Origin of the sequence: Rhizobium sp. BR 249 (genome assembly GCF_047445895.1) — a bacterium.
Lineage (GTDB): Bacteria > Pseudomonadota > Alphaproteobacteria > Rhizobiales > Rhizobiaceae > Rhizobium.
This window is the reverse complement of the sequence record NZ_JARWKX010000012.1, coordinates 44047-60487: the sequence shown is the minus strand read 5'-3', so window position 1 is coordinate 60487 and position 16441 is coordinate 44047. Positions and strand designations below refer to the sequence as shown.

Sequence of the window (16441 nt, the reverse complement as noted above, 5' to 3'; positions counted from 1 at the left end):
ATCACCGACATCAACGAAACCGTCCGAACGGAAAAAAGCCGGACCGCCCTTTCGGTCCAGGCGGGCTTCCTGCTTGCCGGGCTGCTGCTCCTGCTGCTGGCGCCGTTCTTCTTCTATCCGATCTTCCTGATGAAGCTGCTCTGCTTCGCGCTGTTCGCCTGCGCCTTCAACCTGCTGCTCGGCTATACCGGCCTGCTTTCCTTCGGCCATGCCACCTTCTTCGGCGGGGCGGCCTATTTCACCGCCTACACGGTGAAGGCATGGGGGCTGCCACCGGAACTCGGCATCCTGATCGGCGTGGCGGGCGCAGCGTTTCTCGGCCTGGTCATGGGCTTCTTCGCGATCCGCCGGCAGGGCATCTATTTCGCGATGATCACGCTGGCGCTGTCGCAGATGTTCTTCTTCTTCTGCCTGCAGGCGGAGTTCACCGAAGGCGAGGACGGCATTCAATCGGTGCCGCGCGGTCACCTCTTCGGCTTCATCGATCTGAACAACTCGACCAACATGTATTATTTCGTGCTGGCCGTCTTTCTGATCGGCATCCTGATCATCTGGCGTTTCATCAACTCGCCCTTCGGCATGATCCTGAAATCGATCCGCGAGAACGAGCAACGGGCGATCTCGCTCGGCTATTCCGTGGCGCGCTACAAGCTCGGCGCCTTCGTCATGTCGGCGGCGCTTGCCGGGCTGGCGGGCGCGGTGAAATCGCTCGTCTTCCAATTCGCGACGCTCACCGACGTCGCTTGGCAGATGTCGGGCGAAGTGATCCTGATGACGCTGCTCGGCGGCATCGGCACGCTGATCGGCCCGCTTTTCGGCGCGGGGCTGGTGGTGGCGCTGGAAAACTACCTCGCCACCTCGGAATTCCCGGTGACGATCATCACCGGCATCGTCTTCATGGTCTGCGTGCTGATCTTCCGCCGCGGCATCATCGGCGAATTCTACGCTTCGCGGCTGGGGCGGAAACTGGGCTTCGTCTATCGCCGCTGAACGGGCGGACCTCTCTCTTTCCGGGAAGGAGCTCTCTTCCCCCGGAAAAGAGATGGGCGGCGGCGCTGCGTCTGTCCCTCTCCCCGACCCACGGAGAGAGGGAAGCAGAAAGCATCTGGAGTTTCGTGAGGGGCATGGATCGCTACGACTACATCATCATCGGGGCAGGCAGCGCCGGCTGCGTGCTCGCCAACCGGCTGTCGGCCGATGGAAGAAGCCGTGTCCTGCTGCTCGAAGCCGGCGGCAGCGACAACTACCACTGGATCCATATTCCTGTGGGCTATCTCTATTGCATCAACAATCCGCGCACCGACTGGTGCTTCACCACGGCGCCGGAAGCGGGGCTGAACGGCCGGGCGCTCACCTATCCCCGCGGCAAGGTGCTCGGCGGCTGTTCGTCGATCAACGGCATGATCTACATGCGCGGCCAGGCCCGCGACTACGACCTCTGGCGGCAGATGGGCTGCACCGGCTGGGGCTGGGACGATATTCTGCCCTTCTTCACGAAATCCGAGGATTTCTATCGTGGCGCCGATGACATGCACGGCGCCGGCGGCGAATGGCGCATCGAGAAGGCGCGGGTGCGCTGGGCCGTGCTCGATGCCTTCCAGCAGGCGGCGAGGGAGGCAGGCATTCCGGAGACGGCGGATTTCAACCGCGGCAGCAACGAGGGCTCCGGCTATTTCGACGTCAACCAGCGCTCCGGCATTCGCTGGAACACCTCCAAGGCCTTTCTGCGCCCGGCAATGAAGCGCGCGAACCTGACCGTTTTGACCAAAGCCCAGGTCCGCCGGCTGCTGGTGGAGGAGGGCACTGTTGCCGGCGTCGAGTTCCAGCATGATGGCGTCGCCAAACGCGCCTATGCGGCCCGGGAAACCATCCTTTCCGCCGGCTCGATCGGCTCGCCGCATATTCTGGAACTGTCCGGCATCGGCAAGGGCGAGGTGCTGCGGCAGGCGGGCGTCGATGTCGTCACCGAGGTGAAAGGCGTCGGCGAGAACCTGCAGGATCATTTGCAACTGCGCCTCGCCTACAAAGTGACCGGCGTTCCAACCTTGAACGAGAAGGCGACCAAGCTGATCGGCAAGGCGGCGATCGGGCTCGAATATCTCGTGCGCCGCTCCGGCCCGATGGCGATGGCGCCGAGCCAGCTCGGCATCTTCACCCGTTCGGGCCCGGACCGGGAAACGCCTGATCTGCAATATCACGTGCAGCCGGTCTCACTGGAGAAGTTCGGCGATCCCGTCCATCCCTTCCCGGCGATCACGGCGAGCGTCTGCAATCTGAGGCCGGAAAGCCGGGGTTCGGTGCATCTGTCGAGCCCGGATTTCGCCGCCCAGCCGACGATCAGCCCGAAATACCTCTCGACGCAGCGCGATCGTGACATAGCTGTCCGCTCCATACGGTTGACGCGCAAGATCGTCGCGCAGCCTTCCTTCGCCCGCTTCCGGCCGGAGGAATTCAAGCCCGGCCCCAGCTATCAGACGGAGGCCGATCTGGAGCGGGCGGCGGGCGATATCGGCACGACGATCTTCCATCCCGTCGGCACCTGCCGCATGGGCGCAGACCGGGACAGCGTCGTCGATCCCCGGCTGAAACTGCGCGCGCTCGGCAAGCTCAGGATCGCCGACGCCTCGGTGATGCCGTCGATCACCTCGGGCAACACCAATTCGCCGACGATCATGATCGCTGAGAAGGCGGCCGCGATGATCCTCGAAGACAATCGATAGGAGAAGACCATGGCAAGGATCGCATTCATCGGATTGGGCAATATGGGCGGGCCGATGGCGGCCAATCTCGTCAAGTCGGGTCACGAAGTCCTTGGCTTCGATCTCGCCGCTCCCGTGCTGAAGGCGGCCGAGGCGAGCGGCGTCAAGCCGGCGAGCCATGCCAGCCAGGCGGTGAAGGACGCCGAAATCGTCATCACTATGCTGCCGCAGGGCAAACACGTGCTGACGGCCTGGACGGACATCCTGCAGACCGCGGCGCAGGACACGCTTGTCATCGATTGCTCCACAATCGATGTCGAAAGCAGCCGCAAGGCGCATGAGATGGCCAAGGCCGCAGGCTGCCCGTCGCTCGACGCGCCCGTCTCCGGCGGCACCGGCGGGGCGACCGCAGGCACGTTGACCTTCATGGCGGGCGGCTCGGACGAGGCCTTCGCCCGGGCGAAGCCGATCCTGGAGGCGATGGGCAAGAAGATCGTCCATTGCGGCGAGGCGGGCGCCGGCCAGGCGGCCAAGATCTGCAACAACATGATCCTCGGCATTTCGATGATCGGCGTCTGCGAAGGCTTCGTGCTCGCCGAGAAACTCGGCCTTTCGCATCAGGCGCTGTTCGACGTCGCCTCCACCTCGTCGGGCCAATGCTGGGCGATCAATACCTATTGCCCGGTGCCCGGGCCGGTGCCGACCTCGCCTGCCAACAACGGTTACAAGCCGGGTTTTGCCGCGGCGCTGATGCTGAAGGATCTGAGACTCTCGCAGGAGGCGGCGCTGGCGAGCGGTGCGTCCACGCCGATGGGTGCGGAAGCGGCCCAGCTTTTCGCGCTGTTCGAAAAGCAGGGCAATGGCGGAAGGGATTTTTCCGCCATCATCGAGATGTTCCGTGAGAAGGTTTAGGCGGTGGCCTACAGGAGATAGCTGACCGGCTCGTTTCGAACCGGATGCGGGAAGACGCCCATGCCGACGCCGAAAATCGATCGCAGCTTGTCGGCCTGCATGATCTCGGCGGGCGTGCCTTCGGCGGTGATCCGGCCGCGGTTGAGCGCGATGATCGCATCGCAGTAACGCGCGGCGAGGTTGATATCGTGTAGCACGATAATGACGGTCAGCCCGCGTTCGTGGCTGAGTTCCTGCACCAGGGAGAGGACGCTTGCCTGATGGGCGAGGTCGAGCGCCGATGTCGGTTCGTCGAGCAAGAGGCAGCGGGCATCTTGGGCGAGCATCATGGCGATCCAGGCGCGCTGACGCTCGCCGCCGGACATGTTGGCGACGAGACGATCGGCAAAATTCTCAAGCTCGGTACGGGTGATTGCCTCCTCTACCTTGCTGCGGTCCGCCGCTGTGAAGCGGCCGAGCGTGCCATGCCAGGGGAAGCGGCCGAGCGCGATCAGTTCCCGAACGGTCATGCCGTCGGTCGCCGGGGTGAACTGCGGCATGTAGGCGACGTGCCGGGCAAATTCCCGGGCACCCCAGTCCGCCGCCGATCTGCCGTCGAAAGCGATGGCACCGGATTTCGGTGCGATCTGGCGGGCGACGATCTTCAAAAGCGTGCTCTTGCCGGAGCCGTTCGGCCCCACCAGGCCGTAGATGCGGCCATGCTCGAGCGTCAGATCGATGCCGGACAGCACGGGTTTCGGCCCGATGGCATAGTCGATTTCCGACAGGGCAAGGAAAGGCGAAGGCATGGTCTGCTCCAGGTTCGGCGCTGCAGGTTCAAAAGGCAAGCCTCCCTCCCGCACCCGGTTCCTGCAAAACTAAACCTGGATTGTCAACTTAACATTTTCTGCCGAGCTTGAAGGCGGCCGTGCGGGCATGGCGGCGGCCGCAGGCAGAACAGGCGCCAATCATGCCTTCGACACCGAAAAATTCAGTCTGCTGTCGCCGAGCAGGATATCGATCTCGCCAGGTTCGGTCAGTTCGATCGCGCCGCTCAACGTGCCCGTCGTGACGAGCGCGCCCGTCTTCAGCGATGCTTCGGGGCGCAGCCCGTCATTGGCGTAGTCGACGAGCCAGGTGAGAACGTCGCCCTTCGGATGCTGCGCGGGACCGTCATAGATGGTGCGGCCGGCATGGATGACCTTGAGCGACGTGCCGGGGGCGGTATCGACGAGGTTCCTGTCGATCTGTGGGCCGAGGACATAGCCGCTATTGCCGAGGCGGTCGGCGACAAACAGCAGAAAGGACACGCCGCCGCTTTCCCTAATGGCGCTGACCAGCAGCTCGGCGCCGAGATAGACGGAGGAGATCGCCTCGACCACTTCGGCGCGGCTGTACGGCTTACCCGCGCGGATCGGCAGATCCTTGCCGAGGCGCACGGCAATCTCGGTTTCGAATTTCAGCCCCGGATACCATGGAATATCAGCGCCGGAGACGGCTTCGGCATAGGGATGCAGCGGGCCGGTGACTGCTTGGCCCTCCGGCGAGACGGTCACCTTCCAGGCGTTGCTGGAAATGTCGTCCGCGGCGGCGAGGAAATTCTGCGCCTCCATCGCCTGATGCAGATCGGCCGGCAGCGCGAACGTGCTCGTTGCCTCCTGCCTGCCGGATTGGCGCAGGCGGTGAAGCGTGGATGCGAGGCCGCGCGGATCGAATATCTCTGTCATGCTATCTCCTCGAATGATGTTCGAGGTGCACACTAACCGCAAGGCCGGGGCGAACAAGGCCGTTCTTGGAAAGACTCCTATTCCATCGCCGCGTACCAGCGGTCGCGATAGGCGGCCAATCCCGGGATATCGGCCGGTGCAAAGTGCCTCTCGGCACCGGAGACCGGCCGGATGCCGGTGAGCAGCGCCGCACCCTGGCTGGTGCCGGTCGAGCCGGGAAGCGCCAGAACCTCGCGGCCGGTAAGTGCTGCAAGTACCTTGAGATAGGTCTCGTTCAAAGCAAAAGGTCCTTCGACGATGATAGGGCCTTTGGCGCCGATCAGTGCGAGGCAGGCGTCGGTCATCAGCGCCAGGTAGAGGCAGGCGGCGGCATGACGCGCCTCGCGGCTTGCTTTCTCGGCGCCGATCCAACGACCTACCTTTCCCGGGAAGGGTCCGGAGCCGGGCGCAATGTTGGGCAGCAGCATCGTGCCCTTGCCGATCACAGCACCGATCGCTGCCCAGGCGGCTTCGTCGTTCACGGGGCCGATCTCAGCGGAAAGGATCTCGAATTCCCGCCCGCCCATGAAACGCGAGGAGGGGACGGCGCGGCCATAGGCATCGACATTGGCGAGCGCATCGCGTTTCGCATCGAGGTGATCGAGATCGCCGCCGACGCCGAAATTGATGGCCCATGTGCCTGTGGAGACGACGGCGAAGGGCGCCTGGCGATGGACGAGATGCGGCAGCAGCGAGGCGTTGGAATCGTGAATGCCGCAATAGACAGGCACAGGTGCGGCAAGGCCGAGTTCGGCGACGATATCAGGCCGAACAGGACCGAGCGCATCGAAGGCGGAGCGGATCGGCGCCATCAGGTCGCGGATGCCGAGCTTGTCGACCAATGAGGAATAGCTTGATGTTTTTGGGTTCCAGAGGTCGGTGTGGCAGCCGAGCGACGTCAGTTCGTTGGCGACGACGCCGGTCAGCCGCGCCGCCCAATATTGCGCATAGGTTACGATCTCAGTGACCTCAGCGAATTCCTCGGGAAAGGCTGTTTTCTGGTAATGCAGCTGCGCGCCGACATTGAGACCCATCGCAAGGCGCGGCGAGAAGGTTTCGTCGAAGGAAGGACGCAGCCCGGTGTAGGCGTCGCGGATCTCCTGCGGATATTCATGTTCGTAGTCGATGACGGGCATGGCGAGTGTCCCGTCCCGGCCGAGCAGTGCAGCGGCGGCGCCATGGGTGGTGATCGAAATGGCATCAAAGCCGGGCTCCCGCGCAAGGCGCTTCAGCGCATCGAGCGCGAAGGACCAGAGCGCCTCGATATCGTAATGCGGGTAGGGGCCGGTCTTGATCGTGATGTTCGGCCGCTTCAGAACGGCGATCTCGGCGCCCGTCCCGCTGTCGAGCACGACGACCTTGGCATTGGTCTTGCCGATGTCGAGAACGGCGATGCGGCGATAGGAGCTGGTGGTCATGGCATATGGAAGAGCGTGACGAGGTCGCTTTGAACAGGCGAATTGTCCGGATTGGTCGCCATGATATCGGCCATATGAGCCCACCATTTCTTCATGACCGGATGCTCCGGCAGGCTCGCCATCGTGTGATCGACAGGCCGCGTCAGCACGCCGAATAGCGTGTTGGTCTGACGGTCGAGATGGATGGAATAGTCGCTGGCGCCCGACTGGTGCAGGAGATCGACCAGTTCCGGCCAGATCTCGTCGTGCCGCTTGCGATATTCGGCTTCCATGCCGGGATTGAGCTGCATCTTGAAGGCGTGTTTTTCCAAGGTCATCGGGAGCTCATGAGCTTGATGCGGCGGGCGATGATCGGGATCGCGATGGTGATGATCAGAAGCAGGCCGATGAAGATCGACATGACGATGCCGGGCACGTTCAACAGGCCGAGGCCGAAGGTGACGAGGCCCATGACGAAGGCGGCGATGACGACGCCGCCGATCCTGCCGGAGCCGCCGAGGATCGAGATGCCGCCGAGCACGACCATGGTGACGACTTCGAGTTCCCACCCCTGAGCGATCGACGGCCGAGTCGAGCCGAGGCGCGAGGTCAGGCAGACGGCGGCAACGCCGCTCATGACACCGGTCAGCAGGAAGAGAATGAATTTGACGCGCTCGACCGGAATGCCGGAGAAGCGGGCGGCGAAATCATTGTTGCCGATCGCATAGACCTGCCGGCCGAAATTCGTCGCATGCAGCAGGATGGCGAAGAGGATCGCGAGCACGATGAACAGGACGAATTCGAAGGAAAAGACCCAGAACACGTAGCCCTGACCGAAATAGGCAAAATCGGCCGGGTACTTACCGTAGGCCTGATCGCCGAGCACGATATAGGAAATGCCGCGGAACAGGCTCATCGTGCCGATGGTAACGACGATCGACGGCAGTTTCAGCACCGAGACGAGCACACCGTTGAAGATGCCGCAGGCAAGGCCGGTGCCGATGCCGATCAGCACCAATCCCGGTGTGCCGATGCCAAGCTGCGCTGCCGCGCCCATCGCCGTCGAGGCGAGCGCGATGATCGCGGCGACTGAGAGGTCGATCTCGCCCGAGATGACGAGCAGCGCCATGGCGAAGGCGATCATCGCCTTTTCGGTGAAGTTGAAGGTCGCGTCCGAGAGGTTCCAGGCATCGAGGAAGTAAGGCGAGGCCACGGAATTGAAGATGAAGATCAGGACGGCCACACCGAAGAGCAGCACTTCCCAGCTCGAAATGATGCGCCTGAACGGCGTGCCGAGGCGATCGGGAATGACCCGTTTTTCGGGTGTTGAGGAAACTGCGCTCATGCTGCGACCTCCGCTGCCGCGCGGTCACGCAGGATGATGCGGCCTCGATTGCGCTCGCGCCGTGCGTTGAAGACGACGGCAAGGATGATGACGGTGCCTGATATCGCCATCTGCGTGAAGGGTGAAATGCCGATGACCGGCAGCGCGTTCTTGATGACCCCGAGGAACAGCGCGCCGAGCACCGTACCGGCGACCGAGCCGACGCCGCCGGCAATGGAAATGCCGCCGATCACGCAGGCCGCGACGCTGTCGAGTTCGAAGCCGTTGGCGATATCGACATAGGCGACGGCATAACGCGAGACCCAGAGATAGCTGGAAAGGCCGGCCAAAGCGCCCGAGAGCACGAAGGCAAGGAATTTCGTCTTGCCGGTATCGATGCCGGCATAGACGGCAGCCGTCGGGTTGCCGCCGGTCGCATAGGCCGAGCGGCCGAACTGGCTGTAGCGCAGCAGCATGTACATCAGCGCGACGATGATGATCGCGACCCAGCTCAGCACCGGCAGTCCGAGGATCGGCGTGCGGGGAACGGCGAGGAAGGTCGGCGTCATCTGGTGCGCGTTTACCCAGGCGCCGCCGGAGAGCACGAAGGCCATGCCGCGATAGATGGTGAGCGTGCCGAGGGTCACGACGATCGGTGGGATTTCGAGGCGCCAGACGAGGAAGCCGTTGATGGTGCCGAGGGCCGCGCCGATCACGACCGCGGCAAGGATCAGCACGATCAGCGGCAGGCCGGGAAAGGCGGCATTCATCATCGCGATCGCCATGCCGGTAAAGGCGAGATTGGCGGCAACCGAGAGATCGATCGATTTCGTCAGGATGACAGTCATCTGGGCGAGCGCCAGGATGATGAGGATTGCGGTGTCGTTGAAGATGCCGGCGAGATTATCCGGTGTGGCGAAATCGGCGGCCCGCGTCGAGAAGACGACGATCATCACCACGATGATGGCGAAGAGCAGCGTTTCGCGTTTTCTGATCAGTCTCATCATGCTCGTCACCTCATGCATTTCCGGTCGCCGCGCGCACCAGCGCTTCCGGCGAAAGCTGATCGCGCTCGAAGAGCCCGGCCGACAGGCCTTCCTTCATCACCAGCACGCGGTCCGACATGCCGATGATTTCGGGCAGTTCGGAAGAGATCATGATGATGGAGAGGCCCTCGGCCGCGAGTTCGCTGATGAAGCCGTGGACGGCAGCCTTCGAGCCGATGTCGATGCCCTTTGTGGGTTCATCGAGAATGATGACCTTGGGCATGGTGGCGAGCCACTTGCCGATGACGACCTTCTGCTGGTTGCCGCCCGACAGCGTGCCGACCGGAACGGAGAGGGCGGCGGCGCGCAGATCCAGCCGCTCGGCATATTTGCGGGCGAGCGCGAATTCTTCCGCGGCCTGCAGGAAGCCCTTGCGCGAGGTGCGCGCCAGCGACGGCAGCGTCATGTTCTGGTAGATCGGCATCGGCAGCGCCAGGCCGTGGCGGCCGCGCTCTTCCGGCACGTAGACGATGCCGGCGCGGATCGCATCATACGGCGAGTTGATCGAAATTTCCCGGCCTTCGAGCGTCAGCCGGCCGGAGAGCGGCCTGGTGATGCCGAAGAGCGATTGCGCGAGTTCCGAACGCCCGGCGCCGATCAGGCCGTAGATGCCGAGGATCTCGCCCTTGCGCAGGGTCAGCGAGATATCGCGGAATTCGGTGCGGTGGCTGTATTTTTCGACTTCGAGCACCGGAGCGCCGATCGCCACGTCGATCTTCGGAAAGGCGTTTTCGACATCGCGGCCGACCATCATGCGGACGATCTCGTCCTGCGGCGTCTCCTTGAGCCGGCCCTGGCCGACGGCGCGGCCGTCGCGGAAGACGACGAAATCGTCGGCGATCTCGTAAAGCTCGTCGAACTTGTGGCTGATGAACAGGATCGCCTTGCCCTGTTCCTTCAGACCCTTGATGATGCGGAAGAGATCGTCGATCTCCTTGCGGGAAAGAGCGGCGGTCGGTTCGTCCATGATGACGATGCGGGCCTCGATCGACAAAGCGCGGGCGATTGCCACGAGATGGCGTTGCGCGATCGAGAGGTCCTTCAGCCGGATCGTCGGATCGATATTGCTTTCAAGTGCCGTCAGCAGCGTCTTCGAGCGGGTGTTCATCACCTGCCAGTCGATGGTGCGAAAGCGCGTGCGCGGCGCATGGCCGAGGAAGATGTTTTCGGCAACCGTCAGCTCGTCGAACAGCACGGTTTCCTGATGGATGGCGGTGACGCCTGCATCGATCGCGGCCTGGGCGCTGGCGAAGGTCACTGTCCGGCCGTCGACCAGGATCTCACCTTCGTTCGGCCTGTAGATGCCGGTCAGGATCTTGACGAGCGTCGATTTGCCGGCGCCGTTTTCGCCGATCAGCGCCGTCACCGTGCCGGGGTGAAGGGCAATGCTGACATTGTCGAGCGCTTTCACGCCAGGAAAGATCTGGGAGATGCCGCGCATTTCCAGAATGGCGGGCGCATCGGGCATGGGGCTGACATCGTGCTTTTGCGTTGCGGCGTGCATTATTCGTTTCACCTTGAGAACCCCTCCCCAACCCCTCCCCACAAGGGGGAGGGGCTTGACCCATCGCGATACCGAGGCTCGCGATGGGCGGGGGCGTTGCTTCAGATTATCTCCCCCCTTGTGGGGGAGATGGCCGGCAGGCCAGAGGGGGTCTTAACGATCAGAAGACCTTGGAGAACTGGTCGATGTTCGAAGCATTGTAGACGAAGGGATCGGCCATGGCGGCTTCGCCGTTGTCGCCGACCTTGATCTTGCCCATGCGGCCGGCTTCGATTTCGCTGCCCGGCTTGCCGTCGGTTTCGCCCTTGACGAGGCGATAGGCGATCTGGGTGGCGGAGTAGCCGAGGTCGATCGGGTTCCAGATGGCGAATTCCTTCGTGGCGCCCGACTTGATCGCGCCGGCCATTTCGGACGGCAGGCCGAGACCGGTGACGTAGACCTTGCCGACGAGGCCCTTGTCTTCGACGACCTTCGAAGCGGCGAGAACGCCGACCGTCGTCGGAGCGACGATGACCTTGACGTTCGGGTTGGACTTCAGCAGGCCTTCGGCTTCACGATAGGACTTGTCGGAGAGGTCGTCGCCGTAAACCGTGGTGACGAGATTGAGACCGGCGAAATCCTTGAGCTGCTTCTTCATCTGGTCGATCCAGATGTTCTGGTTGGTCGAAGTGGTCGTGGCCGACAGGATGGCGAAGTCGCCCTTGCCGCCTTCCAGGTGATCCTTGACGAGCGTCAGGCACATCTTGCCGATCAGCTCGTTGGACGACGGGTTGAGCTGCAGGATGCGGCCTTCCGGTGCTACGCCCGAATCCCAGGAGATCACCTTGATGCCGCGCTGAGCCGCCTTCTTCAGCGCCGGAACGAGCGCGTCGGGATCGTTGGCCGAAACGGCGATGGCATCGACGCCCTGGGCGATCAGCGAGTTGATGACTTCGATCTGGCCTTCGGCCGTCGTCGACGTCGGGCCGGTGTAGATGACCTCTACGCCGCCGAGTTCCTTGGCGGCTTCCTGTGCGCCCTTGTTGGCGGCGTCGAAGAAGCCGTTGCCGAGCGACTTCACGACGAGGCCGATCTTGATGTCCTTGGCGCTGGCAGTGCCGGCCATCATGGCGACGGCGAGCGCTGCGCCGAGTGCCAGTGTTTTCGCGAATTTCATGTCACTTTCCTCCCATTAAGATTAGACTTCCACACCTCGGCGGCGCTTCATGCGACCGACGAGGAATCCTCCTTCGCAAGCTGCGCCACCGGGTTCGCGACGATGAGCCGGACGCCGGCGTTCTCGACCATGCGAGTCGCCTCTTCCGAAATCCCGTCATCGGTGATGATCGCAGAAACGCGGTCGAGCGCGCAGAGAATGAGGCTCGACCGGCGATTGAATTTGCTTGAATCGGCCATGACGACGAGTTCGTCGGCCTGGTGCATCAGCTTCTGCTCGCTCTGGATGATGAGCGCGTCCGCCTCCATGATGCCGAGCGGGCCGACGCCCTGCGCGCCGATGAACATGCGCCGCGCATAAAAATTGCGGATCGCGTCATTATCGAAAGGCGACAGGATCAGGCTCTGCTCGCGATAGATCGCGCCGCCCGGCACCGTCACCGTATTCTTGGAATGCTTCACCAGATGTTCGGCGATGGCAAAAGAGTTGGTCATGACCTGCATGCGGTGGCCGGCCATGTAATGCACCATCTGGAAGGTGGTGGTGCCGCCATTGATGATGATGGCGTCGCCCGCCTCGCAGAGATCGACGGCTGCGCGCGCAATTGCGCGCTTTTTATCGATGTTGACTGATTCTGAAACCCGGAAGGGCCGGCCGGCGAGATTGCCGAGCTGCGGCGGGTGCACCGCTTCCGCGCCGCCGCGGACGCGCCGGATCTTGCCCTGCACATGAAGAGCCGCGATATCGCGCCGGATCGTCGCCTCAGAAGCTTCCGTCAGTTCGGAAATGTCCTGGATCGTGACCACGGACTTCTCCTGAACGGCGCTTAAGATAATGCGATGGCGTTCACGTTCGTGCATTGGGTTCCTCCTCTTGTCGTATTTATTTCGTATCCGTTAAAAGCTGTCAATCACAAACGATCATAAATTTTCATATTGCGCTGCACAATAATCGAATTTGATCGTTTTCGATTGACAAACTCCATTTTGATGAGCGATACCGGTCATCGAAAAGGGGCGCGAACCTCGCGTCCCGATGATGATTTCATATGGGAGGATGACATGGCGGCGAACGTCCGGCTTCTGGAAAACCGGTGGGATGATGGTTACGCGGCAGGCCTCGATGAGCCCGGCAAGCTTCTCTATCGCTCCAATCTGCTCGGCGCCGACAAGCGCATCACCAATTACGGCGGCGGCAACACCTCGGCGAAGGTGATGGAAACCGATCCGCTGACCGGCGAGAAGGTGAAAGTGCTCTGGGTCAAGGGCTCGGGCGGCGATGTCGGCACCATCAAGCTCGACGGTTTCGCCACGCTCTATCAGGACAAGCTGGAAGCGCTGAAGGGCATCTATAAGGGTGTCGAAGATGAAGACCGCATGGTCGGCTTTCTGCCGCACTGCACCTTCAACCTGAATGCCCGCGCCGCCTCGATCGACACGCCGCTGCACGGCTTCGTGCCTTTCACCCATGTCGACCACATGCATCCCGACGCGATCATCGCGATCGCCGCGTCGAAGAATTCCAGGGAGCTGACCAAGCAGATCTTCGGTGACGAGATCGGCTGGCTGCCCTGGCGCCGTCCGGGCTTCCAGCTCGGCCTCGATCTCGAAGCCTTCGTCACGGCGAACCCGAACGCTAGGGGTGTCGTGCTCGAAAGCCATGGTCTCTTCACCTGGGCAAACGACGCCAAGGCCTGCTACGAGCTGACGCTCGATATCATCAACAAGGCGATCGAGTGGTTTGCCGGCCAGACCGAAGGCAAGACGATCTTCGGTGGCGCGGTCGTGCAGAGCCTGCCGGTTGCCGAACGTCGCGCCATCGCCGCCCGCCTGATGCCGGAGATTCGCGGCCGCATCGGCAAGCAGGAACGCAAGCTCGGCCATTTCGACGATCAGGACGCGGTTCTGGAATTCGTCAATTCCAAGGAACTGCGTCCGCTCGGCGCGCTCGGCACCAGCTGCCCGGACCATTTCCTGCGCACCAAGATCCGCCCGCTGATCGTCGATTTCGACCCGGCCAAGCCGGATGTCGATGCGATCGTTGCCGGTCTCGACAAGGCGCTGGAAGATTACCGCGCCGACTACGCCCGCTATTACAACGACTGCAAGCATGACAATTCGCCCGCCATGCGCGACGCCAATCCGGTCATCTTCCTCGTTCCCGGCGTCGGCATGCTGTCCTTTGCCCGTGACAAGGCGACGGCCCGCATCGCCAGCGAATTCTACGTCAATGCCATCAACGTCATGCGCGGCGCTTCGACGGTCTCGGAATATCAGGGCCTGCCGGAGCAGGAAGCCTTCGACATCGAATACTGGCTGCTCGAAGAGGCGAAGCTCCAGCGCATGCCGAAGCCGAAGAGCCTTGCCGGCAAGGTCGCCTTCGTCACCGGCGGCGCCGGCGGTATCGGCCGCGCAACGGCTGCCCGCCTCGTCGGCGAGGGCGCCTGCGTCGTGCTTGCCGATATCGACCAGGCGGCGCTCGAAGGCACGGAAGCCGATTTCATCAAGAAATACGGCGCCGATGCCGTGCGCAGCGTCCGGCTCGACGTCACCAAGGAAGATGCGGTGATCGCCTCCTTCGCGGAAGCTTCGGTCGAATTCGGCGGCATCGATATCCTCGTTTCGAATGCCGGCATTGCCTCCTCCGCACCGATCGAAGCCACCGAGCTTTCGACGTGGAACCGCAATATCGATATTCTGGCGACCGGCTATTTCCTCGTCTCGCGTGAGGCCTTCCGCCTGTTCCGACGTCAGGCGCTCGGTGGCAACATCGTCTTCGTTGCCTCGAAGAACGGACTTGCCGCCTCGCCGAATGCTTCTGCCTATTGCACGGCGAAGGCCGCCGAAATCCATCTCGCCCGCTGCCTGGCGCTGGAAGGCGCGGATGCCGGCATCCGTGTCAACACCGTCAACCCGGATGCGGTGCTGCGCGGCTCGAAGATCTGGAGCGGCGAGTGGCGCGAACAGCGCGCAGCCTCCTCGAAGATCGAGGTGGATGATCTCGAGGAACATTACCGCAAGCGTTCGATGCTGAAGCTCAACGTGTTCCCGGAAGATATCGCCGAGGCGATCTACTTCCTCGCATCGGACCTTTCGGCAAAATCGACCGGCAACATCATCAACGTCGACGCCGGCAATGTGCAGAGCTTTACGCGGTAAGGCTTGGTCTCTTCTCCCCGGCGGGGAGAAGATGCCGGCAGGCAGATGAGGGGGACGCTGAGCGAAGCGACGCGTGTTCTGAGCGGGAAGCGAAGAACTATTGGTGTCGTGCCGTGTCGCCCCCTCATCCGACGCTTCGGGCCACCTTCTCCCCGCTGGGGAGAAGGGGAACAATTATAGATGTGGGAGGAAGACATGGCCGAGTTCAGGATCGCGCAGGATCTGGTCGCGAGTGAAAACGACAAGCGGGCAACCGCACTGAAAGCCGATTACGAGGCGCTCGGCGCCACCCTTGACCGTCGCGGCGTCGATATAGAGGCAATCACCCGCAGGGTCGCCGAATTCTTCGTCGCCGTTCCCTCCTGGGGCGTCGGCACCGGCGGCACGCGTTTTGCCCGCTTTCCCGGCACTGGCGAACCGCGCGGCATTTTCGACAAGCTCGACGATTGCGCCGTCATCAACCAGCTGACGCAGACAACGCCGAATGTCTCCCTGCATATTCCCTGGGACAAGGCGGATGCGCGGGAGTTGAAGGCCAAAGCTGATGCGCTCGGCCTCGGCTTCGACGCGATGAATTCGAACACCTTCTCCGACGCGCCGGGACAGGCTCACTCCTACAAATACGGCTCGCTCAGCCACACGGACGCGGCGACACGCGCCCAGGCGGTGGAGCACAATCTCGAATGCATCGAGATCGGCAAGGCGATCGGCTCCAAGGCGCTGACGGTCTGGATCGGCGACGGCTCGAACTTCCCCGGCCAGAGCAATTTCACCAAGGCATTCGAGCGTTACCTCGCCTCGATGGCTGATATTTACAAGGCTCTGCCCGACGATTGGAAGCTGTTCTCCGAGCACAAGATGTACGAGCCGGCCTTCTATTCGACGATCGTTCAGGACTGGGGCACCAACTACCTGATCGCCCAGACGCTCGGCCCCAAGGCCCATTGCCTCGTCGATCTCGGCCACCATGCGCCGAACACCAATATCGAGATGATCGTCGCCCGCCTGATCCAGTTCGGAAAGCTCGGCGGCTTCCACTTCAACGATTCGAAATATGGCGATGACGATCTCGACGCCGGCGCGATCGATCCTTACCGGCTGTTTCTGGTCTTCAACGAGCTTGTCGATGCCGAACAGCGCGGCGTCAACGATTTCAACCCGGCCCACATGATCGACCAGTCGCATAATGTCACCGACCCGATCGAAAGCCTGATCAACAGCGCCAACGAAATCCGCCGCGCCTATGCCCAGGCGCTGCTCGTCGACCGCAAGGCGCTCGACGGCTATCAGCAGGACAATGACGCGCTGATGGCATCCGAAACGCTGAAGCGCGCCTACCGCGCCGACGTCGAGCCGATCCTCGCCGAGGCCCGCCGCCGGGCCGGCGGGGCGATCGATCCGATCGCCGCCTACCGCGCCAGCGGCTACCGCAGACAAGTGGCGGCCGAGCGTCCTGCTTCCGTGGCCGGCGGCGGCGGTATCATTTGAGAAGCATGGTTG

General features: G+C 62.6%; 14 protein-coding genes. 5 read left to right on the top strand and 9 right to left on the bottom strand.

Translation table 11 applies throughout. The annotated features are described in order from the left end of the window. The 3 genes from QD408_RS13350 (at position 1) to mmsB (ending at position 3611) form a co-directional block, all read left to right on the top strand. Positions 1-990: a branched-chain amino acid ABC transporter permease gene (locus tag QD408_RS13350; protein ID WP_414139687.1), complete on the top strand. Its 990-nt coding sequence runs from the start codon at positions 1-3 to the stop codon at positions 988-990. 134 nt (positions 991-1124) lie between these two features. Further along, positions 1125-2720 (top strand): GMC family oxidoreductase, encoded by a 1596-nt coding sequence (locus QD408_RS13345; protein WP_414139620.1) that lies wholly within the window; start codon positions 1125-1127, stop codon positions 2718-2720. Between the two features lie 9 nt (positions 2721-2729). Next, positions 2730-3611 (top strand): 3-hydroxyisobutyrate dehydrogenase, encoded by an 882-nt coding sequence (gene mmsB, locus QD408_RS13340; protein WP_088683711.1) that lies wholly within the window; start codon positions 2730-2732, stop codon positions 3609-3611. Positions 3612-3619: 8 nt separating this feature from the next. Here the strand turns inward: mmsB and QD408_RS13335 are convergent, their stop codons facing one another. The 9 genes from QD408_RS13335 to QD408_RS13295 all read right to left on the bottom strand — a co-directional run bounded on the left by QD408_RS13335 (position 3620) and on the right by QD408_RS13295 (position 12643). Next, positions 3620-4399, bottom strand: coding sequence for an ABC transporter ATP-binding protein (locus QD408_RS13335; protein WP_414139686.1), 780 nt, complete (start codon positions 4397-4399; stop codon positions 3620-3622). Between the two features lie 159 nt (positions 4400-4558). Beyond that, a complete protein-coding gene (locus tag QD408_RS13330) occupies positions 4559-5317 on the bottom strand; it encodes a fumarylacetoacetate hydrolase family protein (RefSeq protein ID WP_414139619.1) in 759 nt (252 codons plus the stop codon). Positions 5318-5394: 77 nt separating this feature from the next. Next, the gene (locus QD408_RS13325; protein ID WP_414139618.1) at positions 5395-6774 is read right to left on the bottom strand and encodes an FGGY-family carbohydrate kinase; all 1380 of its coding nucleotides are present in this window, start codon (positions 6772-6774) and stop codon (positions 5395-5397) included. Beyond that, the gene (gene rhaM, locus QD408_RS13320; protein ID WP_414139617.1) at positions 6771-7091 is read right to left on the bottom strand and encodes an L-rhamnose mutarotase; all 321 of its coding nucleotides are present in this window, start codon (positions 7089-7091) and stop codon (positions 6771-6773) included. The genes QD408_RS13325 and rhaM overlap by 4 nt, the downstream gene beginning before the upstream one ends. Continuing rightward, entirely contained in the window at positions 7088-8098 is a 1011-nt protein-coding gene (locus QD408_RS13315) for an ABC transporter permease (RefSeq protein WP_414139616.1), read from the bottom strand. Before QD408_RS13315 ends, rhaM begins: the two co-directional genes overlap by 4 nt. Next, on the bottom strand, positions 8095-9084 hold the full coding sequence (locus QD408_RS13310; protein WP_088683791.1) for an ABC transporter permease: 990 nt from the start codon (positions 9082-9084) through the stop codon (positions 8095-8097). The genes QD408_RS13315 and QD408_RS13310 overlap by 4 nt, the downstream gene beginning before the upstream one ends. A 10-nt stretch (positions 9085-9094) precedes the next feature. Further along, a complete protein-coding gene (locus QD408_RS13305; protein ID WP_414139685.1) occupies positions 9095-10627 on the bottom strand; it encodes a sugar ABC transporter ATP-binding protein in 1533 nt (510 codons plus the stop codon). Between the two features lie 160 nt (positions 10628-10787). After that, positions 10788-11783 carry a rhamnose ABC transporter substrate-binding protein gene (gene rhaS / locus QD408_RS13300; protein ID WP_088683705.1) on the bottom strand — a complete coding sequence of 332 codons (996 nt, stop codon included), beginning with the start codon at positions 11781-11783 and terminating at the stop codon, positions 10788-10790. A gap of 47 nt (positions 11784-11830) precedes the next feature. Then, complete coding sequence (locus QD408_RS13295) at positions 11831-12643, bottom strand: DeoR/GlpR family DNA-binding transcription regulator (RefSeq protein WP_088683704.1); 813 nt, start codon at positions 12641-12643, stop codon at positions 11831-11833. A gap of 201 nt (positions 12644-12844) precedes the next feature. On the opposite strand from QD408_RS13295, the gene QD408_RS13290 reads away from it, so the two are divergent. After that, a complete protein-coding gene (locus QD408_RS13290; protein ID WP_414139615.1) occupies positions 12845-14941 on the top strand; it encodes a bifunctional rhamnulose-1-phosphate aldolase/short-chain dehydrogenase in 2097 nt (698 codons plus the stop codon). A gap of 195 nt (positions 14942-15136) precedes the next feature. After that, entirely contained in the window at positions 15137-16429 is a 1293-nt protein-coding gene (gene rhaI, locus QD408_RS13285) for an L-rhamnose catabolism isomerase (protein WP_414139614.1), read from the top strand. Positions 16430-16441: the final 12 nt, after the last annotated feature.

Excerpts from the sequence above, each read along its gene's own strand:
- QD408_RS13335 (WP_414139686.1), bottom strand. The coding sequence starts at position 4,399 with ATGCCTTCGCCTTTCCTTGCCCTGTCGGAAATCGACTATGCCATCGGG.
- mmsB (WP_088683711.1), top strand. The coding sequence starts at position 2,730 with ATGGCAAGGATCGCATTCATCGGATTGGGCAATATGGGCGGGCCGATG.
- rhaM (WP_414139617.1), bottom strand. The coding sequence starts at position 7,091 with ATGACCTTGGAAAAACACGCCTTCAAGATGCAGCTCAATCCCGGCATG.
- rhaI (WP_414139614.1), top strand. The coding sequence starts at position 15,137 with ATGGCCGAGTTCAGGATCGCGCAGGATCTGGTCGCGAGTGAAAACGAC.
- QD408_RS13305 (WP_414139685.1), bottom strand. The coding sequence starts at position 10,627 with ATGCACGCCGCAACGCAAAAGCACGATGTCAGCCCCATGCCCGATGCG.
- QD408_RS13295 (WP_088683704.1), bottom strand. The coding sequence starts at position 12,643 with ATGCACGAACGTGAACGCCATCGCATTATCTTAAGCGCCGTTCAGGAG.
- QD408_RS13315 (WP_414139616.1), bottom strand. The coding sequence starts at position 8,098 with ATGAGCGCAGTTTCCTCAACACCCGAAAAACGGGTCATTCCCGATCGC.
- QD408_RS13290 (WP_414139615.1), top strand. The coding sequence starts at position 12,845 with ATGGCGGCGAACGTCCGGCTTCTGGAAAACCGGTGGGATGATGGTTAC.
- QD408_RS13330 (WP_414139619.1), bottom strand. The coding sequence starts at position 5,317 with ATGACAGAGATATTCGATCCGCGCGGCCTCGCATCCACGCTTCACCGC.
- QD408_RS13345 (WP_414139620.1), top strand. The coding sequence starts at position 1,125 with ATGGATCGCTACGACTACATCATCATCGGGGCAGGCAGCGCCGGCTGC.
- QD408_RS13310 (WP_088683791.1), bottom strand. The coding sequence starts at position 9,084 with ATGATGAGACTGATCAGAAAACGCGAAACGCTGCTCTTCGCCATCATC.
- QD408_RS13325 (WP_414139618.1), bottom strand. The coding sequence starts at position 6,774 with ATGACCACCAGCTCCTATCGCCGCATCGCCGTTCTCGACATCGGCAAG.
- rhaS (WP_088683705.1), bottom strand. The coding sequence starts at position 11,783 with ATGAAATTCGCGAAAACACTGGCACTCGGCGCAGCGCTCGCCGTCGCC.